A 26,990-nucleotide genomic window follows, 5' to 3' on the forward strand; every position below is an offset into this window, starting at 1 on the left:
GCTCAGCGCCCGCGCTTGCCGAAGCGCACCGCATCCAGCAGCACGAACACCAGCGGCCACAGGCCCATGCCCAGCAGCGGCGCCCACCAGTACGACCACGGCAGGGTCGGCTCGCCCACCAGGATATGCACCAGTGCGCTGACGATGCGATCGTTGAACAGCAGGCCGCCGATGGCCAGCATCTGCTGCGACATCGGGAAGAAGCGGATGCGGGCGCGGAAACGCTGCAGGATGAAGGCCAGCATCACCAGCCGCAGCGCCTGTTCGCCGAGCACGCCGCCGTACAGCAGGTCGGCGACCACGCCGCTGGCGAAAGCGATGCCCAGGCCGACGCGCTCAGGCGCCTCGATCACCCAGTACGCCAGCACCAGCGCCAGCCAGTACGGGCGCAGCGGCTGCAGCAGCGCCGGCAGCGGCAGCAGACCCAGCAGCAGGGCCACTACCAGGCTGGCCGGCAATACCCACGGGTTGTCGCGCAGGCGGCTCATCGCTGGGCCTCCGCACCGGGCCGGGGCGGTTCAGTCGCTTGCGGCACGGTCGACGCGGCTTCGGCTGGCGATGGGGCCGGCGGTGCGGCCTGACGGCGCGCGTTGGTCGCAACCGGCGTTGCCGTCGCAGGCGCAGGCGTTGCCGCCACCGGAGCCTGGCCCGCGGCAGGCGAAGTGGCAGGCGGCGCTGTTGGCGCCGGTACAGCGGCCCCGGTGGCCGGGCCACCCGGGGCGGTCTCTTCCAGCTGCAGGCGCAGTTCCGGCGGAATGCGGATCGCTGCACCCGGACGCAGCAGCAGCACATCGCGGCCGCGGTCCAGCTGGGCGGCCGGCTTCAGTTCGCCAACCAGGAAGGCATGGGTGTCGTCCGGGCGCAGGCCGGTGATGGTGCCGACCGGGAAGCCGGCCGGGAAGCGGCCACCGAGGCCGGAGGTGACGATCTCATCGCCCACTTCCACACCGGCGCTGAGCGGGATGTCGCGCAGCTCCAGCGTGTCGCCGCGGCCGTAGACGATCAGGCGTACGCCGTTGCGGGCGACGGTGACCGGCACCGCATGGTCGGGGTCGGTCAGCAGCAGCACGGTGGAGGTACCGCCGGTGACGCTGATCACCTGCCCCATCAGGCCACCGGCGTCGATCACCGCCTGGCCGACATGCACGCCTTCGCGGCTGCCAGCGTCGAGCACCAACCGCTGCTTCACCGGATCCAGGTCGATATCCAGGATCGGCGCCAGCTGCACGTCCAGGCCACTGCGCTCGGCCACGTTCAGCAGTTCGCGCAGCTGGGCGTTGTCCAGCGCGGCGGTCTGCAGGCGGGTCAGGCGCGCGTTGGCCAGCAGCAGCTGGTTGCGCAGTTCGCGGTTCTCGGTGACCAGCTGGGTGTGGCTGGCCGCGGAATCCTTGACCTGGTTGCCGAGCTTGCCGGGCAGGCCGGCCAGTGCCCATACCGGCTGCACCAGGCTGTTGGCCTGCTCGCGCAGGCGCGCCAGCCAACCGGCCTGGTCGTCAAGGACGATCAGGGTGATGGCCAATGCAAGGTAGGCCAGCAACCGCAGGGGGCTGGCGGCATCACCGGATCGGGAGGCAACGGGAGGACCGGCGTAGGGCGGCACGGCAACGATTCAACTGGCAGAAGGCGGAAGGGAAACACGCGGACGCCCCGCCGGTGCCGGCCCGCCATCGCGGCGGGCCGCACCCCGGAAGGGCGCGGCGGGCAGGAACGGCCGGGACGGCTTATTCCGGCGCAAAGAACTCGTTGCCGTGCATGTCCACCAGCTCCAGCGCACGACCGCCACCACGGGCCACGCAGGTCAGCGGATCGTCGGCCACCTGCACGTGCAGGCCGGTTTCCTCGGAGATCAGGCGGTCCAGGTCGCGCAGCAGGGCGCCGCCGCCGGTCAGCACGATGCCGCGCTCGGCAACGTCGGCACACAGTTCCGGCGGGGTCTGCTCCAGCGCCAGCTTGACCGCACTGACGATGCCCGACAGCGGTTCGTGCAGGGCTTCGAGCACCTCGTTGGAGCTGATCTTGATCATCTTCGGCACGCCCTCGGCGAGGTTGCGGCCGGAGATCTCCAGCTCCTGCACCTCGGCCTGCGGGTAGGCACAGCCCAGCTCGACCTTGATGCGCTCGGCAGTGGCTTCACCGATCAGCATGCCGTGGTTGCGGCGCACGTAGTTGGTGATCGACTCGTCGAAGCGGTCGCCGCCGATGCGGACGGAGGCCGAATAGACGATACCGTTGAGCGAGATCACCGCCACTTCGGTGGTGCCGCCGCCGATGTCGATGACCATCGAGCCACGGGCTTCGGTGACCGGCATGCCGGCGCCGATCGCGGCAGCCATCGGCTCTTCGATCAGGTACACGTCACGGGCACCGGCTTCCTCGGCCGATTCCTTGATCGCGCGCCGCTCGACCTGGGTCGAACCGGCCGGCACGCACACCAGCACGCGCGGGCTCGGGCGCAGCACGCGCGACTTGTGCACCTTCTTGATGAAGTGCTTGAGCATCGCCTCGGTGTAGGTGAAGTCGGCGATGACGCCGTCCTTCATCGGGCGGATGGTAGTGATGTGGCCCGGGGTACGGCCGAGCATCTGCTTGGCCTCGGCACCAACGGCTGCCACCGAGCGGGTGCCACCGATGGCACGGTCCTGGCGCACGGCCACGACCGACGGCTCGTTCAGCACGATCCCCTGCCCGCGCACGTAGATGAGGGTGTTGGCCGTGCCCAGGTCGATGGACAGGTCGTTGGAGAACATGCCACGGAGTTTCTTGAACATCTGAGGAAGGAGTCCTGAGGGGTGTCGTGCCCGCCGCGGGATGGCGAAAAAATGGGCAGAAATCGAGGCCGACAAGCCTAGCAACCCGCCTGCCGCCGAGCAAGGAAAAAACTAGCTGAACCCGCGTCTTCACAGGCTTTCGGCCTGATCGGGCATCACCCGGTTCTGGCCCTGAGCGGCACCAGCGGGTAACCTTTGCGCCGTCGGGCGCCCAAGGGCGCCGTTTGCTTGCCCGCTGAACCGGGCCGGCCCATCCCAAAATTCACCGCATAGGCTTACATCGATGTCCGCTCTGATCTGTGGTTCTCTTGCCTTCGACACCATCATGGTGTTTCCGGACCAGTTCAAGAATCACATCCTGCCGGACAAGGTGCACATCCTGAACGTGTCGTTCCTGGTCCCCCGCATGCGCCGCGAGTTCGGCGGCTGCGCCGGCAACATCGCCTACAACCTGCACCTGCTGGGCGGCCAGCCGATCCCGATGGGCACCGTGGGTTCGGACTTCGGCCCGTACCGCGAATACTTCGAAGGCCTGGGCATCGACCTGTCGCGCGTGCGCGTGATCGATGAGCTGTTCACCCCGCAGGCGTTCATCACCACCGACCACGACAACAACCAGATCACCGCCTTCCACCCGGGCGCGATGATGCGCTCCTACGAGAACCACGTGCGTGGCGTGCCGGGCGTGACCCTGGGCCTGGTCGGCCCGGACGGCCGCGAAGGCATGATCCAGAACGCGCAGGAATTCCACGAAGACGGTATTCCGTTCATCTTCGACCCGGGCCAGGCCATGCCGCTGTTCAACGGCCCGGAGCTGCGCGCCTTCATCGATCAGGCCGACTACGTGGTGGTCAACGACTACGAGTCGAACCTGCTGCAGGAGCGCACCGGCTGGGACGAGAAGGAGATCGTCAGCCGGGTCAAGGCCTACATCACCACCCGTGGCCCGAAGGGTGCGGTCATCCACACCCCGGAAAAGAGCTACGACATCCCGCCGGCGCACGAGCGCCGCGTGGTCGACCCGACCGGCTGTGGCGACGCCTTCCGCGCCGGCCTGATCTACGGCATCCAGAAGGGCTACGACTGGCTGACCATCGGCCGCATGGGCAACCTGATGGGCGCACTGAAGGTCGAGCACCCGGGCACCCAGAACCAGCGCTTCACCTTCGATGAGTTCAACGAGCAGTTCAAGCAGCAGTTCGGTTACGCGCTGAGCGCGTAAGCCGAACTGCCCGCACATCTGATCGGTGGTTGTCGACCTTGGTCGACACGCTGTGCGCTGGTAGGTGTCGACCTTGGTCGACACTGCCGGCCAGCGGCCGGCACTACCCCTTCTGCTGCCACGCCGCCAACAGCGCGCGGCAATCAGCGAAATGCCAGTCGGTCCGGCCCGGCCATGGGTTTTCCGGCAGGTTGACCAGTACGGTATGGGCGCCCGCGGCGCGGCCGCACTCCAGGTCGTAGGCGTGGTCGCCCACCATCACCGCCTGTGCAGCCCCGATGCCCCAGCGACGAAGATGCTGCTGCAGGCCATCCGGCGAGGGCTTGGGCACTGCCTCATCGCGACCGATGATGCCGGCATCGTCGAACAACTCGCCGACCCCGATCGCCTCCAGCGTCAGCTTCGCCAGCGCGTGGTCGTTGCGGGTCAGGATGCCCAGCCGGCAGCCCGCGGCCGCCAGCGCGCGCAGCAGCGTCACCGCGCCCGGCGCCGGCAGCGCGTCCTCGGCCAGCGCGCGCTCATGATCCAGCAACCACGCGCGCTTGGCCTGCGCCGGTGCGTCCGGCAACGCCGCGATATGGTCGAGGATGTCTTCTTCCGCGGCGATCTGCAGCGCGCGGCGGATCGCGGCGAAATCATGCACGGCGACGGTCAGCGTGCCGTCCATGTCGAACACCCAGTGCCGGATCGCGGACAACGCGTGCACTGCGCTGCCCGCCGCAACCCTCACTGCCACCACTGCGGCATGCGGCTGGCGTCGACACCGCCGGTTTCGAACACGGCCGTACGCGTGCCGCCGGCCTTGACCGGGAACTCGATGCTGATCGACCTGCCCTTGCGCGCCAGCTTCCACAGCGCCTTCTGGTCGGTGATGAACAGGGCGATGGCTTCATCGGTCTTCGGGCGCCAGGCGGCCATCGATACCGGCTTGCCGTCGTCCACGGTCACCTTCACCGTGCACTGCGGGCAGCGGAAATCACCGGCCTGCAGCACCAGGTAGGCGTGCCGCTTCCACTCCGGATGATCGCGGAACACCAGCTGCACCGGCTTGGCGCCGCTGCCATCCACGTCCACCCGTTCCTTGCTGTAGATCTGCGCCGAGACCTGGTTGCCCTTGCTGCCCACCGGGATCTGGTTGTACTGCCACAGCGCCTGCATGCGGCGCAGGTCGCGCGCGGCATCGCCCTTGGCCTTGACCTCGTCGAAGCCTGCGGCGATGCGCTCGGCGGCCGCGGTGTCCTTGTACTGGTCCAGCAGCGAGGCACCATGCAGGCGCGCGCGCTCCCAGTCCTGCGCGGCCACGGCCATGTCGTACTGCTTGGCCACGTCTTCGGCCTTGGCCTCCTTCTGCGCCTGCGCGGCGGCCGCGGCGGCTTCCTGCGCCTTGCGTTCTTCCTCGGGGTTGCTGCAGGCGGCCAGTGCCAGGGTGCAGGCGGTGAGCAGGATCAGTCGTTTCATGGCGGAGGTCCTTGGTGTTTTCGCTTTTTTGTAGAGTCGAGCCATGCTCGACTGCTGTTGAAGAGCCAGTCGAGCATGGCTCGACTCTACAAAGAAAAGCGCCGGGGGATACCCGGCGCGTTTTCTTACTTGGCTTCGGCCTTGGCCAGCATGTCCTGCACCGAGGCGGTGGTGATCGGGTGGTAGCCCGGCTTGGCCTTTTCGAAGGCCTGCTTGGCCAGCTCCAGACCCTTCGGGGTCTTCACCAGTTCGGCGTAGATCGGCATGATCAGCTTGCGACGGCCGACGCGCTCGATGAATGCAGCCGCGCCTTCATTGGCCTGCTCGTAGCCGCTGCGGATCGCCAGCGGGTACCAGCGCATGGCGATCTCGCCATTCGGGGTGCCGGTGAAGTGGAAGGCCTTGTCCAGCGTGGCCAGCTTGTCCAGCGGCTGGGTGGCACCCAGGCCATCGATGAAACGCACCCATTCCTGGGTGCTCCAGTCGGCGATGACCTGGCTGCTCGGCACGGTGCCAGCGCTGGCAAACGCGATGCGCGCGGTATCGACGCTGCTGAAGTTGCGCGACTGCGCCTTGGTGGCGAAGGCCGGAATGCCCGGCTCGTCCAGCCACGCCTTCAGCTCGGCCTCGGTCACTGCCGACGGATTCTTCGGCAGCAGGTTCTTCTTCATGTAGTCGACGAACTGGTCGGTGTTCGCGCTCTGGAAGGCATGATCATCGAACCAGCCGCGCAGGAACGGGTCGAAGGTCTCGCGGCCGAAGCGCTGCTCCAGGAATTCCAGGAACCACGAGCCCTTGACGTAGGCGACCTGGCTGAGGGCTTCGTCGGGGTCACGCTCGTTCAGCGGCGGCAGCGCCAGCGCTTGGTCGGCCGGGCTCATGTCCTTCACTTCGGCCAGCAGGTCGGTCTGGTCGATCTGCTTCTCCATCTCGGCCATCTCCTTGCCGTACAGGGCTTCGGTGATGCGGCCCTGGACGTAGGTGGTGAAGCCTTCATTGAGCCAGATGTCCTTCCAGCTGGCGTTGGTCACCAAGTTGCCCGACCAGCTGTGCGCCAGTTCGTGGGCGACCAGCGAGACCAGCGACTTGTCACCGACGATCACGGTCGGGGTGGCGAAGGTCAGGCGCGGGTTCTCCATGCCGCCGAACGGGAACGACGGCGGCAGCACCAGCATGTCGTAGCGGCCCCAGCGGTATTCGCCGTACAGCTTCTCGGCGGCACCGATCATCTTCTCGGTGTCTTCGAATTCCTTGGCGGCCTTGTTGACCATGGTCGGCTCGGCCCAGACGCCGGAGCGGCCGGAGATCGGCTCGAACACCAGGTCGCCGGCGGCGATGGCCAGCAGGTAGGACGGAATCGGCTGCGGCATCTTGAAGGTGTAGTCACCGTCACGCGCGGCCTTCGGATCGTTGTCGGCGCTCATCAGCACCATCACGTCCGGGCGCGAGACCACGTGCGCGCTGTAGGTGAAGCGCACGCTCGGGGTGTCCTGCAGCGGCACCCACGAACGGGCGTGGATGGCCTGCGACTGGCTGAACATGAAGGGCAGCTTCTTGCCCTCGGTCATCGACGGTGCCAGCCACTGCAGGCCCGAGGCGGTCGGCGCGGTGTGGTAGGTCACTTCCACCTTGGCCGGCTGTTCCGGAGCCTCGATGGTCAGCTTGCTGCCGAACACCTTGTCGACCGGGGCCAGCGCGAACTGCAGCGGGCTGCGCGCGCCATCGGCGGCAACGGCCTCGACCTTGGACACGGTCAGCTCGCGGGTGTCGAGCACCAGCTGCCTGGCGTCCTTCTGCTTCCATTCCAGGGTGTAGGTGGCGGTACCGCCGATCTGCTTCTGGTCGAAGTCCAGCTTCAGGTCCAGCGCGATGTCCTTGATGACGACCTTGTCCGGCTCGGCGTACGAGCTTTCGTCGTGGCTGCGGTTCTCGGCGTTCACGGGGGCGGCGGGGGCCTTTGCGGCAGTCGGGGCGGCGGCGGGCGCGGCCGCCTCCTGGGAGCAGCCGGCGGCCAGGGCCACGGCCAGCGGAAGGAGCATCAGCGGATTACGCATGAATCGGAACCGTTACGGGGATCAAACCCCAATGGTACCTCCGTCCGGCCCGGCAGGCGTTGCGCGGTGCGGGGTAATGGCGGCCGAGGCCGATCCTGCGGCGGCGCCCTGGGTAGGTGCCAACCTTGGTTGGCACGGATCTTTCATCGCTCGCGGCCTGCGCTGTGCCAACCAAGGTTGGCACCCACCAGAGCAGGAATTACAGCTTGTAGCCGGAGTGGATCGAAACGATGCCGCCGGTCAGGTTCTTGTAGTGGCAGTGCTCGAAACCGGCCTGCCCCATCATCGCCTTCAGTTCGTCCTGCGGCGGGTGCTTGCGGATGCTCTCGGCCAGGTACTGGTAGCTGTCCGAATCGTTGGCGAACAGCTTGCCCAGCTTGGGCAGGATCTTGAACGAGTGGAAGTCGTAGATCGGCTTGAACCAGTCCGCGGTGACTTCGGAGAACTCCAGCACGCGGGCCTGGCCGCCCACCTTCAGCACGCGGTACATCTCGCGCAGGCCAGCGTCCTTGTCGGTGACGTTGCGCAGGCCGAAGGCAATGGTGACCAGGTCGAAGCTGTTGTCCGGGAACGGCAGGGCTTCGGCGTTGCACTGCACGTAGTCCAGGCCGAGCACGAGGCCGCGGTTGGTCAGGCGGTCACGGCCGACCGACAGCATGCCGGCGTTGATGTCGCCCAGCACCACCGAGCCCTCGGCGCCAACGCGCTCCTTCAGCAGGGCGGCGATGTCGCCGGTGCCGCCCGCCAGGTCGAGCACGCGGTCGCCTGGCTTCACCTGCGCGGTCGCCACGTAGTAGCGCTTCCACGCCCGATGCACGCCCAGGCTCATCAGGTCGTTCATCAGGTCGTAATTGCGCGCGACCGAGGTGAACACCTGGCCGACCAGCTTCTGCTTGTCCTTGGCGGCGACGTCGCGGAACCCGAAATGGGTGGTACCGGCTTTGTAGGGGGATTCGCTCATGGCCCCGATTATCGCACCGCCGGGGGCCAGCGGCACCCCCTGCCCGTATCATGGCGGGCCACGACTTACCGGAGCCCCCGCATGATCACCACGCCCGACTACCAGGCCCTGCTGCAGACCGCCATCGCCGAAGCCCGCCAGGGCCTGGCCGAGGGCGGCGTGCCGATCGGCGCGGCGCTGTATCACAACGACGGCCGCCTGCTCGGCTGCGGCCACAACCGCCGCGTGCAGGAAGGCGACCCCTCCGTGCACGGCGAGACCGACGCCTTCCGCAAGGCCGGCCGCCAGCGCCGCTACCAAGACACCATCATGGTCACCACCCTTGCGCCGTGCTGGTACTGCTCGGGCCTGGTGCGCCAGTTCAACATCGGCACCGTGGTGGTGGGCGAATCGCGCACGTTCCAGGGCGGCATCGACTGGTTGCGGGAGAATGGCGTCAACGTGATCGACCTGGACAGCCAGGAATGCGTGGACCTGCTGGGCGGCTTCATTGCGCAGCACCCGGAGATCTGGAACGAAGACATCGGTGAATGAACACCGCGCAGCGTCCTGTTGAATCCGCTTAATGAACGCTTCAGTGCCGGCACGCCCTAGTGCCGGCAGCGTTTGCGGCCATTGCCGTGAACCCGTGCACAGTCAGCTGCGCAACGTGCACACGCTGCGGTAACACCCCACCCGGCCGCCGCGCCTAGGGTGGGGTTACCGGGACTTCTTTCCCCGGCGGAGCCAGCCATGTGCGCGCGCGCCGTACGACCTACACCCGACCCGATCCTCGACACCATCCGCAGGCGCCTGCTGCATCACTACGCGCTGCACCAGCGCGGCCCCCTTTTCTGGACCGCCTACCAAGGGCTGCAGCTGGAACTGGTGCACGGCCATCCACGTGATCAGGTACGCCTCTGCAACGCGATGGCCGACATGGCCGAACAGATGGGCGCGGTCGAGCATGCACAGCTGATCGGCAATCGCCACACCGGCTCCACATCCCGCTGACGCGGCATGCACCGGCAGATACGCCACACTCCGATGAACCCCCACTCCCTTTCCACTCAACCGAACTGGATTGTCATGCACGCTGAAGTCCCCACCATTCCTCCGGTCATCAACGTAGACGCCGAGCTTGACCACTGGCGCCGCCAACATGCCGAGGGCGCACTGCCGCACAACTCGTTCGGCTCCTACGTGCCATGGATCAAGTTCGCCTGTGATTCGCTGATCACCCAGCCGCGCGCCAGCGAGGCCGAACGTGACGAGATGTTCCAGACCCAGTACGCCCTGCAGATCATGCCGCGGTTGAGCGAAGCACAGGCCCGCGAGTTTGTTGACCGTTGCTGGCAGCACGTCTACCAGAGCAGTCCGGTGCGCAGCCTGCAGGCGCCACGACTGCAACGCATGCGCGCCTGACTGCCGCTGCACGGCGTCTCCACGCGCCACTGCCGATCATCTCGTCACCTGAGTGGGACGACGACGATGAAAGCACGCAACCTGTTCAATACGATCGCCAAGAAGGCCGCGACCGCCACCGGCTCGCCGTGGACCTTCCTGGCCGCGGTGGCGATCGTGGTGATCTGGGGCATCACCGGCCCGGTATTCGGTTTCAACGACACCTGGCAGCTGGTGATCAACACCGGTACCACCATCATCACCTTCCTGATGGTGTTCCTGATCCAGCACACGCAGAACGCGGACACCGCCGCGATGCAGATCAAGCTGGACGAGCTGATCCGGGCGACAGCCGAAGCCAACAACGAACTGTTGGATCTGGAAGAACTGGACGAGGAGCGGCTGGAAGAGATCCGTCGCGAGTATGAGCAGATGGCGCGCGAAGCCGGCGACGCGCTGCTGCGCGTGCGTGCCTGCCATGCAGCGCGGCGCGACGATGAAGCGGTGTAGCAGGTCCTGAAATGACAATGCCGGCCAGCGGCCGGCACTACCATCGATCATCAAGGTAGAGCCGGCCGCTGGCCGGCTGTCCTTCAGCTGCGCTCGTGCCAGCCACCGCCCAGCACCTTGTACAGGGTGATGCGGTTGGACTGCCGGGCCAGTTCGGCCTGCAGGCGGGTCTGCTGCGCAGTGTAGGCGGTACGCCGCGCATCGAGCAGGGTGACGAAGCTGTCCAGCCCCGCGTCGTAGCGTGCCTGCGACAGGCGGTTGGCCTGTTCGGCGGCTTCCACCAGGCGCTGCTGTGAACTCACCTGCTCATCCAGGCTGACGTTCAATGCCAGCGCATCGGCCGTTTCGCGGAAGCCCACCTGGATCGCCTTCTCGTACTGCGCCAGTGCGATGTCACGATCGGCGTTGGCGATGGCCAGGTTGGCGCGCAGCTTGCCGCCCTGGAAGATCGGCAGGGTGATCTTCGGCAGGAAGCTCCACACGCGGGTGCCGCTGTCGAACAGGTTGGACAGTTCGGTCGAGCCACTGCCGATGCTGCCGGTCAGCGAGATGCTCGGGAAGAACGCCGCACGTGCCGCACCGATGTTGGCGTTGGCCGCCAGCAGCTGGTGTTCGGCGGCCATGATGTCCGGGCGCTGCAGCAGCACGTCGCTGGGCAGGCCGGCCGGCGGCGGGGCCAGTGCCAGCAGCTGTGGCTCGATGCTGTCCGGCAGCAGTGCCGGATCGAGCTGGCCACCGGCCAACAGGGCCAGCGCGTTGCGGTCCTGGGCCAGCTGGCCGCGCAGGCGCGCGGCGTCGGTACGCGCAGTTTCCACCAGCGTGCGGGTCTGGGTCAGCTCCAGCGCCGAGCTGCCACCGCGCTCGTGGCGGGCCTCGGCCAGGCGCAGCGAATCCTCGTAGGTCTTCAGCGTGGCCTCGGCAATCTTCAGCTGCTGCGCGTCGGCCCCGTAGGTCAGCCACGCGGTGGCGGTCTCGGCCACCAGGCTCAGCTGCGCGTTGCGGCGGTTGGCGGCCACGGCGAAGTACTGTTGCAGTGCCGCTTCGCTGAGATTGCGCACGCGGCCGAACAGGTCCAGTTCGAACTCGGCCACGCCGACACCGGCGCTGAACTGCTCGGTGACGCCCGCATCGGTACCGCGACGGTCCATCTGGCCGGTGACGGCCACGCCGGGCACGCGATCGGCGCGCTGCACGCGGTACTGGCCGCGCGCCCGCTCTACATTGAGCACGGCCACGCGCAGGTCGCGGTTGTTCTGCAGCGACTGCTCGATCACCTGCTGCAGGCGTGCATCGGTGAAGAAGTCGCGCCAGCCGACGGCGGCGACATCGGCCACCTGGCCCTGTGCAGCCTCGGACGGCCACTGCGCCGGGATGCCGGGCGCAACGGCGGTGTTCTTCGGCGCCAGGGTGGAACAGCCGGCGAGCGCGAGCACGCCGGCCAGGGATACAGCAAGAGAAGAGAATTTCATGGCGACACCTTGGGGGTCACGGTGGTAGCGCCGGGCCATGCCCGGCGGCTACGCGGTGAGGCATCCGCCGGGCATGGCCCGGCGCTACCGGATTTCATCACTCGGCGGTCTTGCGCTTGAACACGCGCTGCACCACCACGAAGAACAGCGGCACGAAGAACACGCCCAGCACGGTGCCGACGATCATGCCGCCGAGCACGCCAGTGCCGATCGCCTGCTTGGCACCGGAGCCGGCGCCGGTGGAGATCGCCAGCGGTACCACGCCCATGCCGAAGGCCAGCGAGGTCATCACGATCGGGCGCAAGCGGTCGCGCACGGCATGCATGATCGACTCGATCAGGCCTGCACCCTTCTCCAGGTTCTCCTTGGCGAACTCGACGATCAGGATCGCGTTCTTGCTGGTCAGGCCCACCGTGGTCAGCATTGCCACCTGGAAGTAGATGTCGCGTTCCAGGCCCTTGAAGGTGTTGGCCAGCACCGCGCCGAGGATGCCCAGCGGGGCCGCCAGCAGCACCGCCGTCGGCACGCTCCAGCTTTCGTACATCGCAGCCAGGCACAGGAACACGATCATCAGCGACAGCGTGTACAGCAGCGGCGTCTGCGAGCCGGCCTGGCGTTCCTGGTAGGACATCGCCGTCCACTCGATGCCGAAGCCCGCCGGCAGCTGCTTGGCCAGCTGTTCGATCTCGGCCATGGCGTCACCGGAGGCGACACCTGGGGCCGGTTCGCCCTGGATTTCCATCGCCGACACACCGTTGTAGCGCTCCAGGCGCGGCGAACCGTAATCCCAGTGCTTGGTGGCAAACGCGCTGAACGGCACCATCTCGCCCTTGTCGTTCTTCACGGACCAGAGGTCGAAGTCTTCCGGGACCATGCGGAACGACTGGTCGGCCTGCACGAACACGCGCTTGACGCGGCCGCGATCGACGAAGTCATCGATGTACGAGCTGCCCCACGCGGCGGCCAGGGTACCGTTGATCTGGTCGATCGACAGCCCCAGCGAGGTCGCCTTGGCCGCATCGATGTCGATACGGAACTGCGGCGTGTCCTCCTGGCCGTTCGGGCGCACGTTGGCCAGCTTCTTGCTGCCCGCAGCGAGGCCGAGCAGCTGGTTGCGTGCGGCCACCAGTGCCTCGTGGCCCTGGCCGCTGTTGTCCTTCAGGAAGAAGGTGTAACCCGAAGCGGTACCCAGCTCTGGAATGGCCGGCGGCGGGAAGGCGAAGATGAAGGCATCCTTGATCTGGCCCAGTGCCGCCATCGCGCGGCCGGTGATCGGCATCACGCCGTTGTTGGCGTCACGCTCGCTCCAGTCCTTCAGCTTGACGAACGCCATGCCCGCGTTCTGGCCCATGCCGGCGAAGCTGAAGCCCTGCACCGAGAACACCGAGTCCACCGCATCCTTCTCGTTCTGCAGGAAGTGGTTTTCCAGTGCCGCGATCGATTCCAGCGTGCGTTCCTGGGTGGCACCCACCGGCGCCTGCACCAGCGCCATCAGCACGCCCTGGTCTTCGTTGGGCAGGAACGAGCTGGGCAGGCGCACGAACAGCACGCCCATCAGCACGAACAGCGCCGCCACGATGCCCATGAAGCGCCACGGACGGTGGATGATGCCGCGCACGCCGCGCTGGTAGCTTTCGCTGGTGCGGTCGAAGCCGCGGTTGAAACCGTTGAAGAAGCGACCGGCCAGGCCGCGATGGGCAACATGGTGCTCGCCCTTCTTCAGCGGCTTGAGCATGGTCGCGCACAGCGCCGGGGTCAGCACGATCGCCACCAGCACCGACAACGCCATCGCCGAGACGATCGTGGCCGAGAACTGGCGGTAGATCACACCGGTGGAACCGCTCATGAAGGCCATCGGCACGAACACCGCCGACAGCACCAGGCCGATGCCCACCAGCGCGCCGGTGATCTGGCCCATCGACTTGCGGGTCGCTTCAAGCGGCGACAGACCTTCCTCGGACATGATGCGCTCGACGTTCTCCACCACCACGATGGCATCATCCACCAGCAGGCCGATCGCCAGCACCATCGCGAACATGGTCAGCATGTTCACCGAGAAGCCCAGCATCGCCAGCACGCCGAAGGTACCCAGCAGCACCACCGGCACTGCGATGGTCGGGATCAGGGTGGCGCGGAAGTTCTGCAGGAACAGGTACATCACCACGAACACCAGCACGATCGCTTCGATCAGGGTCTGCACCACGCCCTTGATCGACACACGCACGAACGGCGTGGTGTCGTACGGGATCTCGGCTTTCAACCCGGCCGGGAAGAAGCTCTTCATGTCCTCCAGCGCGGCATCCACGCCGGCAGCGGTATCCAGCGCGTTGGCGCCGGTGGCCAGGGTGACCGCCAGGCCGCTGGCCGGCTGGCCGTTGTAGCGGGTGACGAAGTCGTAGGACTCGGCACCGAGTTCGACGCGGGCAACATCGCCCAGGCGCAGTTCGGCACCATCCTGCGCGCCGCGCACGATGATGTTGCGGAACTGTTCGGGGGTCTGCAGGCGCGACTGCGCGTTGATGGTGGCATTGAGCTGCTGGCCCTTCACCGACGGCGCACCACCGAGCTGGCCGATCGCCACCTGCGCGTTCTGTGCCTTGACCGCCGCGGTCACTTCGGCAACCGACAGGCCGTAGGTGTGCAGCTTGTTCGGGTCCAGCCAGATTCGCATGGCGTACTTGCCGCCGAACACCTGGATGTTGCCCACGCCCGGCACGCGGCTCAGACGATCAACGACATTCGAACCGACGTAGTCGGCGATGTCGTTGGCGTCCATGCTGCCATCCTCGGACACGAACGCGATGACGTTCAGGAAGCCCGAGCTGGACTTGGCCACGTTGATGCCCTGCCGCTGCACTTCCTGCGGCAGCAGCGGCATGGCCAGCTGCAGCTTGTTCTGCACCTGCACCTGGGCGATGTCCGGGTTGGTGCCGCTCTCGAAGGTCAGGGTGATGGTGGCCTGGCCATTGGACGAGCTGTTGGAGGAGAAGTAGATCAGGCCATCAAGGCCCTTCATGTTCTGCTCGATGATCTGCGTCACCGAGTCCTCGACCACCTTGGCCGATGCACCCGGGTAGGTGGCGCTGATCTCCACCGCCGGCGGTGCGACGTTGGGGTACATCGAGACCGGCAGCTTGAACAGGGCCAGGCCGCCGGCGAGCATGATGATGATGGCGATGACCCACGCGAAGATGGGTCGATCGATGAAAAAGCGTGCCATGGGGTTCTCCGCTTACTTCGCGTCGCCGGCCGGAGCGGCAGGCTGGGCGGCCGCTGCCGGCTTGGCCGGAGCAGTGCCCTTCTCGGTGGCCTTGACCGGCATGCCGGGGCCGATCTTCTGCAGGCCTTCGACGATGACCTTGTCGCCGGCCTTCAGACCGTCCTCGACCAGCCACTTGTCACCGACCGTGCGGCTGACCTTGACCGGGCGCACCTCAACCTTGTTGTCCTTGCCGACCACCATCGCGGTGGTGTCGCCCTTCGGATCGCGGGCGATGCCCTGCATCGGCACCAGCACTGCATCGCTGCGCACGCCGCCGCCGATCACTGCGCGCACATAGGTGCCCGGCATCAGCAGGCCGTCCGGGTTGTCCACCTTCACGCGCAGGCCGAAGCTGCCGGTGGCTGGATCGACGCTCACTTCCGAGAACTCCAGCGTGCCCTTGTGCTCGAAGGTGCTGCCGTCTTCCATCAGGATGCTGACCGGCAGCGTCTGGTTGTCCTGCAGGCGGCCGGCGGCCAGTTCGCGGCGCAGCTGCAGCAGCTCGGCCGAGGACTGGGTCAGGTCGACGTAGATCGGGTCCAGCTGCTGCACGGTGGCCAGTGCATTGGCCTGGCCGGCGCTGACCAGCGCCCCTTGGGTAACGCTGGACTTGCCGATGCGGCCGCTGATCGGCGCGGTGATACGGGCGTAGCCGAGGGTGACGTTGGCCGCATCCAGCGATGCCTTGGCGGCACCGACGTCGGCCTCGGCCTGCTTCTGCGCGGCCACGGCGTTTTCCAGATCCTGCTGGCTGACCGCGTCGACCTTGGCCAGCTCGGTGATGCGCTTGGCGCTCAGGCGCGCAGCGTTGGCCGTGGCTTCGGCGCGGGCCAGCTGGGCGCGGGCGCTGTTGGCCTGGGCGCGGTAGCTGGCGTCCTCGATCTGGTAGAGCGGCTCGCCGGCCTTGACCATGCCGCCCTCGGTGAACAGGCGCTTGGCGACGATGCCGTTCACCTGCGGGCGCACTTCGGCGACCAGGAAGGCATTGGTACGGCCCGGCAGTTCGCGGGTCAGGCCTACGGTCTCGGACTTCAGCGTGACCACAGTGACGTCACCCGGGCCCTGCTCGGGGGCCTGGGGTTGGCCGCCGCAGGCAGCCACGGTCGCGGCGATGGCCAGCGACAGTACAAAGGGTCGGATTCGGCTCAGCAACATGACGGAAGGGCTCTTGGAGGAAGGAATCTCAGAGAGGACTGATACCGCTCGGCTTCCCTCTTGTTCCGGTGAAAGCCCCGCAGATCGCGCCCACCCGGGTGGAGTGGGAGCCGGACCGGCCTGCCACACACACGACGGGAATGATGGGTGCGAAATATACATACATGCTTGTTTGTTTGTAAACCGGTACAATTCAGCCACGTTTCACCCGCACTCGTACCCACACCCATGGCCCGCAAGACCAAAGAGGACACCCAGGCAACCCGGGAAGGCATCCTTGACGCCGCCGAAGCCTGCTTCCATGAACACGGCGTGGCCCGTACCACGCTGGAGATGATCGGTGCCCGCGCCGGCTACACCCGTGGCGCGGTCTACTGGCACTTCAAGAACAAGAGCGAAGTGCTGGCCGCGATCGTCGAGCGCGTGCACCTGCCCTTCATGCAGGAACTGGAGCGCACCTCCACCGACCAGCGCGACACCCCGGTGCACGACCTGCGCGCGGTGATGATCCACTCGTTCATCGAGCTGTCCGAGGACGAGCGCCTGCGCAAGACCATGGAGATCATGCTGCGCAGCGATGCGTCGGCTGACACCAAGGTGCTGACCGAAATGCAGCAGGCCGGTTTCCGCGATGCGCTGGACCGGATGGAGCGCGCCCTGCGCCGCGCCCGCGATCTGGGCCAGCTGCGCGAAGGCGCCGACCCGAAGATCGCCGCACGCATGCTGCACGCCACCGTGCTGGGCGTGCTGCACGGCGCGATGGTCGAACCGGAACTGATGGACCTCAAGCGCGACGGCATGCTCGCACTGGACATGACCCTGGCCGCCTACGTGAAAGAAGGCGTGTTCGTGCCCGGAACGGTGCCCGAGCCGTTGCCGGAAGCGTGAGCGGCATTGCTGCCGCCACCGCGGCATTGCACGATCTCTACCTGCCCGCAGGGCTGCAGTTGACCGGACCGATCGTGGCGGAGGCGGAAAGCGCGGAGTACGGCGCCTGCCGCTTTGCCCTTGAGGGTCACAGCATCGTGTTCCGCGTCGCGAAGATCACGCCCCGCAAGACCGGCCAGTTCGTAACCCTGTGGAAACGCGCCGCCCCCGGTGCTGAGATCGCGCCGCTGGATGCAGCCGATGCTGTGCAGTTCGTGGTGATTGCGGTTTTAGAGGGAACACGGCGCGGGCAGTTCATCTTCCACCGCAACCTGCTGATCGAGCGCGGCGTGATGTCGTGCGATGGCAAGGGCGGCAAGCGTGCTTTCCGTGTCTATCCGCCGTGGAGCACACCGACCGCAAGGGACGCGATCCGGACCCGGCAGTGGCATCTGCGTTGCTTCCTGCCCACCGATGCCGATATCTCCGCCTCCTCCGGTGATCGATTACGCTCACTGTTGGTTTGAACCAGGCGGACCTTCCCCTTCTACGGACGCATCGTGATGATCCTGGACAACGTGGTGTGGGGCTTCATCGGCTGCGGCAGTGTCACCGAGAAGAAGAGCGGCCCCGCCCTGGCCAGCACACCCGGCTCACGGGTGACAGCGGTCATGCGCCGCAATGCGGCGTTGGCCGAGGATTACGCGCGGCGCCACGCGATTCCGCGCTGGTACGCGGACGCCGATGCGCTCATCGCCGATCCGGACGTGAACGCGGTGTACGTCGCAACGCCGCCCTCGACGCACATGCAGTATGCGCTGCAGGCGATAGCCGCGGGCAAGCCGGTCTACATCGAAAAGCCCATGGCCATGGACCGCGCGGAATGCGAACGCGTGCTGGAGGCCAGTGCGCGCTGCGGCGTGCCGGTGTTCGTGGCCTACTACCGCCGCGCCCTGCCCCGCTTCGCACAGGTGAAGCAGCTGCTGGACAACGGCGCGATCGGTACGCCGCGCAGCGTGCGCGCGACCCTGCATCGGCCACATTCGGTGGATGCCACATCGCCGGACTTCTGGCGGACCAACCCTGCGATCGCCGGTGGTGGGCTGTTCGTCGACCTCGGCTCGCACACCCTCGATCTGCTCGACCATCTGCTGGGGCCACTGAGCGAAGTGCGTGGCCTGGCCAGTTCATTGACCGGCGCTTATGCCGCCGAGGACAGCGTTTCGATGTGCTTCCGCACTGGAGTGGGCGCGCATGGCATCGCGCACTGGAGTTTCTGCGCGTTCCGCCGCCAGGATGAGATCGAGATCACTGGCGATCGCGGTCAGCTGCGCTTTGCCACCTTCGAGGATGTTCCAGTGGTACTGGAAACCGAAGCAGGCGTGCAGACGTTCGACATCCCGAATCCACCATCGATCCAGCAGCCGTTGATCGCGCACGTGGTGGACGAGCTGCGCGGCAGCGGTCGTTCGCCCTCGACCGGCATCAGCGCCGCACGCACCAGCGCGGTGATCGACCAGGTGCTGCAGGCCTACCGCACGCGGCAATCGCGCTGACCGCCACGTCATGAGGGCGCACTTGTCCATAGCGGGGACCCGTGCCGGCTGTGGGTCGGCGCTCCCGCGCCCACTGCAGCCCACCGTCGCCCATATGGGTGTGTAATAGACGGCTTCAACTAGGCCAACCATGGCAGGTCTTGCTAGTGATCTGTTCAGGGATGCGCCCCTTCTTCACTGCCGGGCGATTCCAGCGCATTGCGCTTTGTGGCGCACTTTGCATATCTCTTGGCGCACACTGCGATAGCGTTTAACGCCCGCAGGCGTAAATTGACTTGACCCGTCGTCCACAAGGCTCGGGGAGTTCGGCACCAAGAGGATCAGCAGGTGGCAGGAAATGGAACGTTTAGCTTGAACATTGGCTGGCAGGCACTGCTGTCGGACCTAGGAGTTCACAGCGGTCATGTCCTGCGAAAGGCAGGGCTGCCGGATGACATTCTCTCTCGCGAAAATCACGGGCTAACGACCGCCGAGTATTTTCGGTTCTGGGGCGCCTTGGAGAATGAAGTTCACGATCCCTTGTTTGCGTTGCGAATCGTAGAAACGGTGTCTGCGGAGTCTTTTGATCCGCCTCTGTTTGCGGCTCTCTGTAGTGCCAACCTTCTGCAGGCTGTCCAACGCTTGGCGAAATACAAACAGTTGGTCGCCCCTATGAGCTTGGACCTTGAGGTTGATGAAGCCGGAGCACTGACAATCTCGCCGCGCTGGTTGTCCGCCCCGTCTGAGGTGCCCTACTCACTGCAGGTCGCCGAACTGGCGTTCTTCTTGAAGCTGGCGAGACTCGCAACGCGTGAGCCGGTTCGTGCGCTGCGAGTCTGCCTTCCATCCACGCCATCTCGTGCCTATGCGCAGCAGTACGAGAAGTACTTTGGCACGACCGCACGAGGCAGCGCGGGCCCAAGCATCGCGTTCAGTGCAACTGATCTGCGGCGCCCCTTCCTCACGCAAAACGAGGGTATGTGGCGCGTTTTCGAGCCCGACCTTCGCCGACGACTCAATGAGCTCGATGCTACTGCTACCACCTCCGAGCGGGTGCGTGCTGTCTTGCTGGAATTGCTGCCAGCCAGCTCGGCCACGATTGAACGCACGGCGGAGAGGTTGGGCATGAGCAAGCGAACGTTGCAGCGTCGCCTAGAGGATGAAGGTCACAGCTTTCGCTCACTAGTCAGTGGCACACGGGAGAACCTTGCCAGGCACTACCTCAACAACACGAGCATGTCCGGCGGAGAGATTGCGTTTCTGCTCGGGTTCGAAGATCCCAACTCCTTCTATCGTGCGTTTCACGAATGGACAGGCCAGACGCCTGACAGTGCTCGAGTCCAATCGAGCCTGAATTGAGAGAAGAGACCATGCAGACCGTCGAGCGCAGGGTCATTCTTGCAGGAGCTACCGGATTGGTCGGCGGCCGATTGTTGAAGTTGCTCCTGGGCGATCCCGATGTTTGTGAAGTTCATGCCGTAGGCAGGCGGGCTTTGACGCTACAGCACCCAAAACTGCAGGTCCACGTCGTAGATTTCAGCTGTTTACCCGAGCTTCCCGAGGCAGATGAGGTTTATCTCGCCCTCGGAATTACGATTAGGGATGCTCGCAGCTGTGCAGCTTTCCGTGCTGTCGACCTAAACGCCAACCTGGCCGTTGCAAAGGCATCACTCCGACAAGGATGTAGCCGCGTTGGCTTGGTAAGCGCTGCGGGGCTCTAGCTGGCAGAAGAAGCAGCTGCCGGCTGCAGGTGGCGCGCTTTGCGTGGAGAGTGGCGCGTCACGCTAGCGACATGACACCTTCGGCCCTCCACAGTGACTGCACAAAGCGGCTATCCGGCCGCCTCCACTTTCACAGCGAGGAACCCATCATGGCCAACAAAGTCGCACTCGTCACCGGCGCCTCCTCCGGCATCGGAGAATCTGCCGCTCTCAAGCTCAAGGGGCTTGGCTACACGGTCTACGGAGCTGCACGCCGTGTTGACCGCATGCATCACCTGACCAAATCCGGCATTAAGATTCTTGCTATGGACGTGACCGACGATGCTTCCATGCAGGCCGGGATCGACACCATCATCGATGAATCCGGCCGTATTGACGTGCTCGTCAACAACGCTGGCTACGGCTCCTATGGCGCTGTCGAGGACGTTCCGATGGAAGAGGCGCGCGCCCAGTTCGAGGTCAACGTCTTCGGCGCTGTGCGGCTGACCCAGCTGGTCCTGCCGCAAATGCGGTCGCAGCGCTCGGGCACCATCGTCAATATCACCTCGATGGGTGGCAAGATTCATACCCCGCTAGGCGCCTGGTATCACGGCACGAAGTTCGCCCTGGAAGCGATCAGCGACTGCCTGCGCATGGAAGTCCGTCCCTTCGGTATCGACGTGGTGGTGATCGAGCCGGGCGGCATCAAAACCGAATGGGCCGGCATCGCTGCCGACAAGCTGCGCGAGACCTCAGGCCACGGCCCTTATGCGGCGCAGGCCAATGCCATGGCGGAATCCATGATCGGCGAGGCAAGCGTCAAGCGCCAGTCGCCACCGCAGATAATTGCCGACACCATCGCCAAAGCCGTGACGGCGAAGAAGGCCAAGACTCGCTATGCGATCGGATTCGGGGCCAAGCCGATGATCTTCATGCGCGGCCTTCTCTCTGATCGCGCCTTCGACAGCATGATGTGGGCTGCGACCGGCATCTCGAAGGCGGTGAAGAAAAGCAGGACTTGAACAAAGAACAGGTGTCGCGTCTTGTAGTTCCGCGGCATCCCCTCTTCTGAGTCTGCGAACAAGCCAGCGAGTCGGGCGCGCTTGTCGACAAGCCATTTCAGTGATGATGGGGTCCGGGTTTCCATGACCCCACGCTAGCACCGACAACTACCTGATTTCCTTGGGCAGGTGCGCCCTCATGACGGACCGCCAAGCAAAAGGCCGCCTTCCGGCGGCCTTTTCTGTTGCAGCGCGCGGGGTCAGGGCCTCGCCATGGCGAGGGATCCGATCCCAACGCGCATTACAGGATGTAGCGGCTCAGGTCCGGATCCTGCACCAGCTCACCCAGGTGCGCATCGACATAGGCGCTGTCGATGGCCAGGGTCTCGCCGTCGCGGTCCGGTGCCTCGTAGCTGAGCGAATCCAGCAGGCGCTCCAGCACGGTGTGCAGGCGACGGGCACCGATGTTCTCCTGGCGCTCGTTCACCTGAAAGGCGATCTCGGCCAGGCGCTCGATGGCGTCGGCGGTGAAGCTGACCTTGACGCCTTCGGTAGCCAGCAGTGCTTCGTACTGCTTGGTCAACGCGGCCTTCGGCTCGGTCAGGATGCGCACGAAGTCGCCCTTGCTCAGCGCGCCCAGCTCGACGCGGATCGGGAAACGACCCTGCAGCTCCGGAATCAGGTCGCTGGGCTTGGCCAGGTGGAACGCGCCCGACGCGATGAACAGGATGTGGTCGGTCTTGATCGTGCCGTACTTGGTGGACACGTTGGAGCCTTCCACCAGCGGCAGCAGATCGCGCTGCACACCTTCGCGGGACACGTCGCCACCGCCCACGTTGTCACCACGCTTGGCGACCTTGTCGATCTCGTCGATGAACACGATGCCGTGCTGCTCGCAGGCCTCGATCGCCGCGGTGCGGATGTCGTCTTCGTTGACCAGCTTGCCGGCCTCTTCCTCGATCAGCAGCGGACGCGCGGCCTTGATGGTCAGCGTGCGCTTGTGCGCCTTGGCGCCGCCGCCGAGGTTGGCGAACATCGACTTCAGCTGCTGGCCCATTTCCTCCATGCCCGGTGGGGTCATGATGTCCATGCTGACATTGGCGGCCAGGTCGAGTTCAATCTCGCGCTCGTCCAGCTCACCATTGCGCAGCATCTTGCGGAACTTGATGCGGGTCTCGTTGTCCTGCGCCGACGGTTCGTTGCGGGCGACTTCCGGATCGAAACCGATGCCGCCACTACGGCGCGGCAGCAGTGCATCGAGGATGCGGTCTTCTGCGCGTTCTTCGGCCTGGGTACGCACGCGCACCTTGGCCTGTTCGCGGTACAGCTTGACCGCGGTATCGGCCAGGTCACGGATGATCTGCTCGACGTCCTTGCCGACGTAGCCGACTTCGGTGAAGCGGGTGGCTTCGACCTTCACGAACGGCGCGTTGGCGAGCGTAGCCAGGCGGCGCGCGATCTCGGTCTTGCCGACGCCGGTCGGGCCGATCATCAGGATGTTCTTCGGCATCACTTCATTGCGCAGCTCGGGCACCAGCTGCATGCGACGCCAGCGGTTGCGCAGGGCGATGGCCACCGCGCGCTTGGCGTCGTGCTGGCCGACAATGTGCCGGTCCAGTTCCTGCACGATCTCGCGCGGGGTCATGGTGGCGGAGGAAACTTCGATCTTCGACATGGATGTGCTCACGAATTCGTTGTCTACGATGCCGGAACCGAACGGCCCCGGACGGTAGCGCCGGGCCATGCCCGGCGAATCTGGAATGTCTGTGACGGGTTCCCCGTCACAGCTCCTCGACCACCACGTTGCGGTTGGTGTAGATGCAGATGTCGCCGGCAATGCCAATGGCTTCGCTGGCGATGGTGCGCGCATCCAGTTCGGTGTGCGCCATCAGCGCGCGTGCGGCCGACAGCGCATAGGAACCGCCGGAACCGATGGCGATGATGCCGTCCTCCGGCTCGATCACATCGCCGGTGCCGCTGATGATCAGCGAGGTTTCCTTGTCAGCCACTGCCAGCAGGGCTTCGAGCTTGCCCAGGCGGCGCTCGGTGCGCCAATCCTTGGCCAGCTCGACCGCTGCACGCTGCAGCTGGCCGTGCTTTTCCAGCTTGGCCTCGAACAGCTCGAACAGGGTGAAGGCGTCGGCGGCGGCACCGGCAAAGCCAGCCAGCACCTGGCCATCACGGCCAAGGCGGCGCACCTTGCGCGCATTGCCCTTCATCACGGTGTGGCCCAGCGTGACCTGGCCGTCGCCGGCGATGGCCACGTGCTCGCCGCGACGGACGCAGACGATGGTGGTGGCGTGGAAAACGTTGGGGTTCTGACTGGGGTCCATGATGCCTCCGGGGTGACAGAACCAGAGGTGGGGACTGCGCTGCGCCCTTCAAGCCACCCGCGACCGCCTGCCGCAGGGGCAACGTTCAGCTTTCTCCGCTGCCCTCGTTGCTGCGTCGACGCTTCGCGCGCGGGTGCGCGGCGTCGTAGACCTTGGCCAGGTGCTGGAAATCGAGGTGGGTGTAGATCTGCGTGGTGGCGATGTCGGCATGGCCCAGCAGCTCCTGCACGCCGCGCAGGTCGCCGGACGATTCCAGGATATGGCTGGCGAAACTGTGCCGCAGCATGTGCGGATGCACGTGCTTGAACAGGCCCTGGCGCTGCGCCAGCTGGCGGATGCGGATCTGCACCGCGCGTTGGCTGATCGGCCCGTTGCGGCCGGGAAACACCGGCGAGGCCGGGCCACCACCACTCTCGGTGCGCCACGCCTGCAGCGCTTCGCGCGCCGGCCGGCCGAACGGCACGCGGCGTTGGCGATTGCCCTTGCCCAGCACGTTGACCAGGCCACTGGCGAAATCCAGGTCGCGCCAGGTCAGCGCGCAGACTTCGCTCAGGCGCAGGCCGGAGGAATAGAACAGTTCCAGCAGCGCGCGGTCGCGGCGGCCGAGCTCGCCTTCCGGCTCCAGCTCGACCAGCTGCACGGCTTCGTCAGCGTCGAGGACCTGTGGCAAACGGCGTGGTGCGCGCGGTGCCTTCAGCGTCGCCGCCGGGCTGACCTCGATGCGCCCGTGCTTGAGCAGCCAGGCGTAGAAGCTCCGGCACGCCGACAACCGGCGCTGCAGGCTCTTCGCGGACAGGCCACGGCGATGCTCATCGGCAACAAACTGGCGCAGCGCATCGGCATCGAGGGCGTCCACCGCCACGCCACGCGGCTCGGCCCAGACCGAGAGCGCATCCAGATCGCGACGGTAGGCGTCGAGCGTATGCGCCGACATCCGCCGCTCCACCTGCAGGTGCTGCAGGAAGGCCTGTACCGCGCTCATCGTCGTGGTGTCCTGCTCAGCTCGCGAAGCGCTTCAGGCCGGCGACCAGGGCATCGCCCATCATGCGCAGGAACAGCGTGCCCATGCCCGGATAGAAGCGGTTCGGATCGTGGCTGCCGACCGCGATCAGGCCCACGCCCGGCAGCGGCAGCAGTGCGGTGGTCTGCACCTCCTCGCTGCGCACGCCATACAGCACGGCGTTCTTTTCCGGCTGCAGGCGGCCACAGATCGGCTCGCCGTCCTTCAGGCAGTCGCGGAACGGGCCCAGCTGCGGATCATCGGCGGCGATCACCTGCAGCCAGTCGGCCTGTTCCAGCCCGGAAACAGGCGTGTGCACCACCAGCCGTACCAGATCGCCAGCGAAGTCTTCCTGAAGCGAGGCCGCCATCGCACGCAGGGTGTCGGCCGCGTTGTCCTGCTTCATCAACGCCACGGTCAGCTGGTGCGTGCGCACCGCCAGGCGTTCGTTGACCTGGGCAGTCGCGCCCAGGTCGGCCAACCGTCGTGCCAGCTCGCGGTTCTTCTCGCGCAGCACTTCCAGCTGGTAGCTGGCCAGCGACGCGGTCGGGCCGTCGTCACGCGGCACCACCAGGGTCAGGGCCAGGTCCGGGAACTGCTTGAGGAAGCCGGGATGACGCCGCAACCAGGCAGCGACTTCATGGGCCCCGAGCTTGTCGACGGTTTCGGTCATGCCATCCACTCCCCTTCGAAGACGAATGCGGTCGGGCCGGCCATCACCACCGGCTGGCCATCGCCCGGCCACTGGATGCGCAGGTCACCACCGGGCAGGCTGATGCGTGCATCACGCTGCAGGCGGCCGCGCTGCATCAGGGTCACCGCGGCGGCGCAGGCGCCGCTGCCGCAGGCCAGGGTTTCGCCGACGCCACGCTCATTCACACGTAGACGCGCATGCGCCGGGCCCATCACCTGGGCGAAGCCCACGTTCACCGAGCGCGGGAACGATGCATGCTGCTGCAGCAGCGCACCGACGCGCTCGACCGGCGCAGCATCGATCAGGCCCACTTCGATCACCGCATGCGGGTTGCCCATCGACACCGCGGCAAATCGCACGCTTTCGCCCTGCAACGGCAGCAGGTACTCCTCCCGCGCATGGGCAAAGCCCATCAGCGGCACGTTGGCCGGCTCGAACGCGGGCACGCCCATGGTCACCGCGTACTGGCCATCGCCCAGCACCTCCACCTCATGGCTTGCCAACGGACTGTCGATGACGAAACGGTCCCCCTGTGCACTGCCTTCGCGCACCAGCCAGGCGGCAATGCAGCGCGCGCCGTTGCCGCACTGTTCGGAATTGGAGCCGTCGGCGTTCCAGATGCGGTACGACGCCACCGAGCCTTCCGCGCGCGGCGCTTCGATGGTCAGGATCTGATCGCAGCCGACGCCGGTGTGGCGGTCGGCCAGGCGCGCAGCCAGTTCGGGCGTCGGCGGCGCAGTGCCGTCACGCAGGTCGATCACTACGAAATCATTGCCCGCGCCGTGCATCTTGCTGAAGCGCAGGGCCTTGGAACCGGCCTTACTCATTCCCGCCGCCCGCCTTCTTCGCCGGTGCAGTTGCCGGCGGGGTCGTCGTTGCAGCCGGGTCCGCAGTCGTGGCCGGGGTGTCGCTGCCTCCGCTCTGCACCGGGGTCGCCTCGGTGGCCGGCTCGGCAACCGGTTCGACGGTTTCTTCCACCGGTACCGGCTTCTGCGGCAGTACCAGCGGGCCCTTGTTGCCGCAGGCGACGAGGAACAGCAGCGAGGCCGCTGCCAGCGGAATCAGGATGGCGTTTCGATGGGGGATCTTCATGCCCCGAGTATAGCCATTGGCGGCTGAGCGGTTGGTGCAGGGAATCGGGGTGCCGGCCAGCGGCCGGCACTACCGCAGGCGCTCAATCCTCGGGAGGCGGAAGCGGCCGGGTCCACAGCCAGATCGCCACGACGGTCATGCTGCCGATCGAGAACCACTTCACCCAGGCGATCGGCACGCACCACAGCATGATGGCGGCGCACACCGCCATGGTGATCGTGGCCATCCACTTGCCGTAGCGGCTGACCGCCCCGTGCGCCTGCCAGTTGGCGATGGCCGGACCGAAGCGCGGATGCTGCAGCAGCCAGGTGTGCAGGCGCTCGGAGCCTCGCGAAGCGGCCCAGGCCGAGATCAGGATGAATACGGTGGTCGGCAGGCCCGGCACGAAGATGCCGACGATGCCGGTGCCAAGGCTGACGTAGGCCAGCAGCCACCACGCCCAGCGGAAACGCACCACTCGCGGTGGCGTGGTGGCGTCGCGTGGGGCGGAAGGATCTGGCGCGCTCATGGCCGCAAGGATACCGGT

The 26,990-nt window shown here is 66.2% G+C and carries 27 protein-coding genes; 10 read left to right on the forward strand and 17 right to left on the reverse strand.

Going from position 1 to position 26,990, the window contains the following annotated elements:
- Positions 1–2 precede the first annotated feature (2 nt).
- The 3 genes from mreD to ACZK29_RS18750 form a co-directional block, all read right to left on the reverse strand.
- The gene (mreD, locus tag ACZK29_RS18740; RefSeq protein ID WP_049470244.1) at positions 3–488 is read right to left on the reverse strand and encodes a rod shape-determining protein MreD; all 486 of its coding nucleotides are present in this window, start codon (positions 486–488) and stop codon (positions 3–5) included.
- Positions 485–1,600 (reverse strand): rod shape-determining protein MreC, encoded by a 1,116-nt coding sequence (gene mreC / locus ACZK29_RS18745; protein WP_111202786.1) that lies wholly within the window; start codon positions 1,598–1,600, stop codon positions 485–487. Before mreC ends, mreD begins: the two co-directional genes overlap by 4 nt.
- 121 nt (positions 1,601–1,721) lie before the next feature.
- Positions 1,722–2,768 (reverse strand): rod shape-determining protein, encoded by a 1,047-nt coding sequence (locus ACZK29_RS18750; protein WP_005411077.1) that lies wholly within the window; start codon positions 2,766–2,768, stop codon positions 1,722–1,724.
- Between the two features lie 283 nt (positions 2,769–3,051).
- Here ACZK29_RS18750 and ACZK29_RS18755 point away from each other — a divergent pair, with 283 nt between their 5' ends.
- Positions 3,052–3,990 carry a carbohydrate kinase family protein gene (locus ACZK29_RS18755; protein ID WP_019660686.1) on the forward strand — a complete coding sequence of 313 codons (939 nt, stop codon included), beginning with the start codon at positions 3,052–3,054 and terminating at the stop codon, positions 3,988–3,990.
- 103 nt (positions 3,991–4,093) lie between these two features.
- On the opposite strand, the gene ACZK29_RS18760 is transcribed toward ACZK29_RS18755, so the two are convergent.
- The 4 genes from ACZK29_RS18760 to ubiE all read right to left on the reverse strand — a co-directional run bounded on the left by ACZK29_RS18760 (position 4,094) and on the right by ubiE (position 8,463).
- A complete protein-coding gene (locus ACZK29_RS18760; protein WP_111202785.1) occupies positions 4,094–4,729 on the reverse strand; it encodes an HAD family hydrolase in 636 nt (211 codons plus the stop codon).
- Positions 4,717–5,448 carry a hypothetical protein gene (locus ACZK29_RS18765; RefSeq protein WP_478446351.1) on the reverse strand — a complete coding sequence of 244 codons (732 nt, stop codon included), beginning with the start codon at positions 5,446–5,448 and terminating at the stop codon, positions 4,717–4,719. The genes ACZK29_RS18760 and ACZK29_RS18765 overlap by 13 nt, the downstream gene beginning before the upstream one ends.
- A gap of 125 nt (positions 5,449–5,573) precedes the next feature.
- Positions 5,574–7,502, reverse strand: a complete 1,929-nt coding sequence (locus tag ACZK29_RS18770) for a M1 family metallopeptidase (RefSeq protein WP_478446352.1) — start codon at positions 7,500–7,502, stop codon at positions 5,574–5,576.
- Positions 7,503–7,701: 199 nt separating this feature from the next.
- Complete coding sequence (gene ubiE / locus ACZK29_RS18775; protein ID WP_478446353.1) at positions 7,702–8,463, reverse strand: bifunctional demethylmenaquinone methyltransferase/2-methoxy-6-polyprenyl-1,4-benzoquinol methylase UbiE; 762 nt, start codon at positions 8,461–8,463, stop codon at positions 7,702–7,704.
- An 81-nt stretch (positions 8,464–8,544) separates the two neighbouring features.
- Between ubiE and ACZK29_RS18780 the strand changes: the two genes are divergently transcribed.
- The 4 genes from ACZK29_RS18780 (at position 8,545) to ACZK29_RS18795 (ending at position 10,356) form a co-directional block, all read left to right on the forward strand.
- Positions 8,545–8,997, forward strand: a complete 453-nt coding sequence (locus tag ACZK29_RS18780) for a nucleoside deaminase (protein WP_005411083.1) — start codon at positions 8,545–8,547, stop codon at positions 8,995–8,997.
- 198 nt (positions 8,998–9,195) lie between these two features.
- Positions 9,196–9,456 carry a hypothetical protein gene (locus tag ACZK29_RS18785; RefSeq protein WP_478446354.1) on the forward strand — a complete coding sequence of 87 codons (261 nt, stop codon included), beginning with the start codon at positions 9,196–9,198 and terminating at the stop codon, positions 9,454–9,456.
- A 75-nt stretch (positions 9,457–9,531) separates the two neighbouring features.
- Positions 9,532–9,867, forward strand: coding sequence for a hypothetical protein (locus ACZK29_RS18790; protein ID WP_005411085.1), 336 nt, complete (start codon positions 9,532–9,534; stop codon positions 9,865–9,867).
- A gap of 66 nt (positions 9,868–9,933) precedes the next feature.
- The gene (locus ACZK29_RS18795) at positions 9,934–10,356 is read left to right on the forward strand and encodes a low affinity iron permease family protein (protein WP_111202801.1); all 423 of its coding nucleotides are present in this window, start codon (positions 9,934–9,936) and stop codon (positions 10,354–10,356) included.
- A gap of 83 nt (positions 10,357–10,439) precedes the next feature.
- Here the strand turns inward: ACZK29_RS18795 and smeF are convergent, their stop codons facing one another.
- The 3 genes from smeF to smeD form a co-directional block, all read right to left on the reverse strand.
- Positions 10,440–11,825 carry a multidrug efflux RND transporter outer membrane subunit SmeF gene (gene smeF, locus ACZK29_RS18800; protein WP_111202802.1) on the reverse strand — a complete coding sequence of 462 codons (1,386 nt, stop codon included), beginning with the start codon at positions 11,823–11,825 and terminating at the stop codon, positions 10,440–10,442.
- Positions 11,826–11,922: 97 nt separating this feature from the next.
- The gene (gene smeE / locus ACZK29_RS18805; protein ID WP_478446355.1) at positions 11,923–15,045 is read right to left on the reverse strand and encodes a multidrug efflux RND transporter permease subunit SmeE; all 3,123 of its coding nucleotides are present in this window, start codon (positions 15,043–15,045) and stop codon (positions 11,923–11,925) included.
- A 12-nt stretch (positions 15,046–15,057) separates the two neighbouring features.
- Complete coding sequence (smeD, locus tag ACZK29_RS18810) at positions 15,058–16,242, reverse strand: multidrug efflux RND transporter periplasmic adaptor subunit SmeD (protein WP_164147319.1); 1,185 nt, start codon at positions 16,240–16,242, stop codon at positions 15,058–15,060.
- A gap of 228 nt (positions 16,243–16,470) precedes the next feature.
- Here smeD and smeT point away from each other — a divergent pair, with 228 nt between their 5' ends.
- The 5 genes from smeT (at position 16,471) to ACZK29_RS18835 (ending at position 21,366) form a co-directional block, all read left to right on the forward strand.
- Positions 16,471–17,130 (forward strand): efflux transporter SmeDEF transcriptional repressor SmeT, encoded by a 660-nt coding sequence (gene smeT, locus ACZK29_RS18815; protein WP_111202805.1) that lies wholly within the window; start codon positions 16,471–16,473, stop codon positions 17,128–17,130.
- Positions 17,127–17,636, forward strand: a complete 510-nt coding sequence (locus ACZK29_RS18820; RefSeq protein ID WP_459047395.1) for a MepB family protein — start codon at positions 17,127–17,129, stop codon at positions 17,634–17,636. Before smeT ends, ACZK29_RS18820 begins: the two co-directional genes overlap by 4 nt.
- A gap of 36 nt (positions 17,637–17,672) precedes the next feature.
- Complete coding sequence (locus tag ACZK29_RS18825; RefSeq protein WP_111202807.1) at positions 17,673–18,665, forward strand: Gfo/Idh/MocA family protein; 993 nt, start codon at positions 17,673–17,675, stop codon at positions 18,663–18,665.
- Positions 18,666–19,016: 351 nt separating this feature from the next.
- Entirely contained in the window at positions 19,017–20,003 is a 987-nt protein-coding gene (locus tag ACZK29_RS18830) for an AraC family transcriptional regulator (protein ID WP_239504045.1), read from the forward strand.
- A gap of 511 nt (positions 20,004–20,514) precedes the next feature.
- The gene (locus ACZK29_RS18835; RefSeq protein ID WP_111202809.1) at positions 20,515–21,366 is read left to right on the forward strand and encodes an oxidoreductase; all 852 of its coding nucleotides are present in this window, start codon (positions 20,515–20,517) and stop codon (positions 21,364–21,366) included.
- A 280-nt stretch (positions 21,367–21,646) separates the two neighbouring features.
- Here ACZK29_RS18835 and hslU read toward each other — a convergent pair whose 3' ends face one another.
- From hslU to ACZK29_RS18870, 7 genes are all read right to left on the reverse strand, one after another.
- Entirely contained in the window at positions 21,647–23,020 is a 1,374-nt protein-coding gene (hslU, locus tag ACZK29_RS18840; RefSeq protein WP_087924230.1) for an ATP-dependent protease ATPase subunit HslU, read from the reverse strand.
- Between the two features lie 106 nt (positions 23,021–23,126).
- Positions 23,127–23,678, reverse strand: a complete 552-nt coding sequence (gene hslV, locus ACZK29_RS18845; RefSeq protein WP_005411093.1) for an ATP-dependent protease subunit HslV — start codon at positions 23,676–23,678, stop codon at positions 23,127–23,129.
- An 85-nt stretch (positions 23,679–23,763) separates the two neighbouring features.
- Positions 23,764–24,660 (reverse strand): tyrosine recombinase XerC, encoded by an 897-nt coding sequence (gene xerC / locus ACZK29_RS18850; RefSeq protein ID WP_111202810.1) that lies wholly within the window; start codon positions 24,658–24,660, stop codon positions 23,764–23,766.
- A gap of 16 nt (positions 24,661–24,676) precedes the next feature.
- Positions 24,677–25,351 carry a DUF484 family protein gene (locus tag ACZK29_RS18855; protein WP_111202811.1) on the reverse strand — a complete coding sequence of 225 codons (675 nt, stop codon included), beginning with the start codon at positions 25,349–25,351 and terminating at the stop codon, positions 24,677–24,679.
- Positions 25,348–26,199 carry a diaminopimelate epimerase gene (gene dapF, locus ACZK29_RS18860; protein WP_111202812.1) on the reverse strand — a complete coding sequence of 284 codons (852 nt, stop codon included), beginning with the start codon at positions 26,197–26,199 and terminating at the stop codon, positions 25,348–25,350. Before dapF ends, ACZK29_RS18855 begins: the two co-directional genes overlap by 4 nt.
- Positions 26,192–26,464, reverse strand: a complete 273-nt coding sequence (lptM, locus tag ACZK29_RS18865; protein WP_111202813.1) for an LPS translocon maturation chaperone LptM — start codon at positions 26,462–26,464, stop codon at positions 26,192–26,194. The genes dapF and lptM overlap by 8 nt, the downstream gene beginning before the upstream one ends.
- Before the next feature lie 82 nt (positions 26,465–26,546).
- Complete coding sequence (locus ACZK29_RS18870) at positions 26,547–26,972, reverse strand: YbaN family protein (RefSeq protein WP_111202814.1); 426 nt, start codon at positions 26,970–26,972, stop codon at positions 26,547–26,549.
- Positions 26,973–26,990 lie beyond the last annotated feature (18 nt).

This window comes from Stenotrophomonas sp. 89682_Sma, assembly GCF_056481405.1.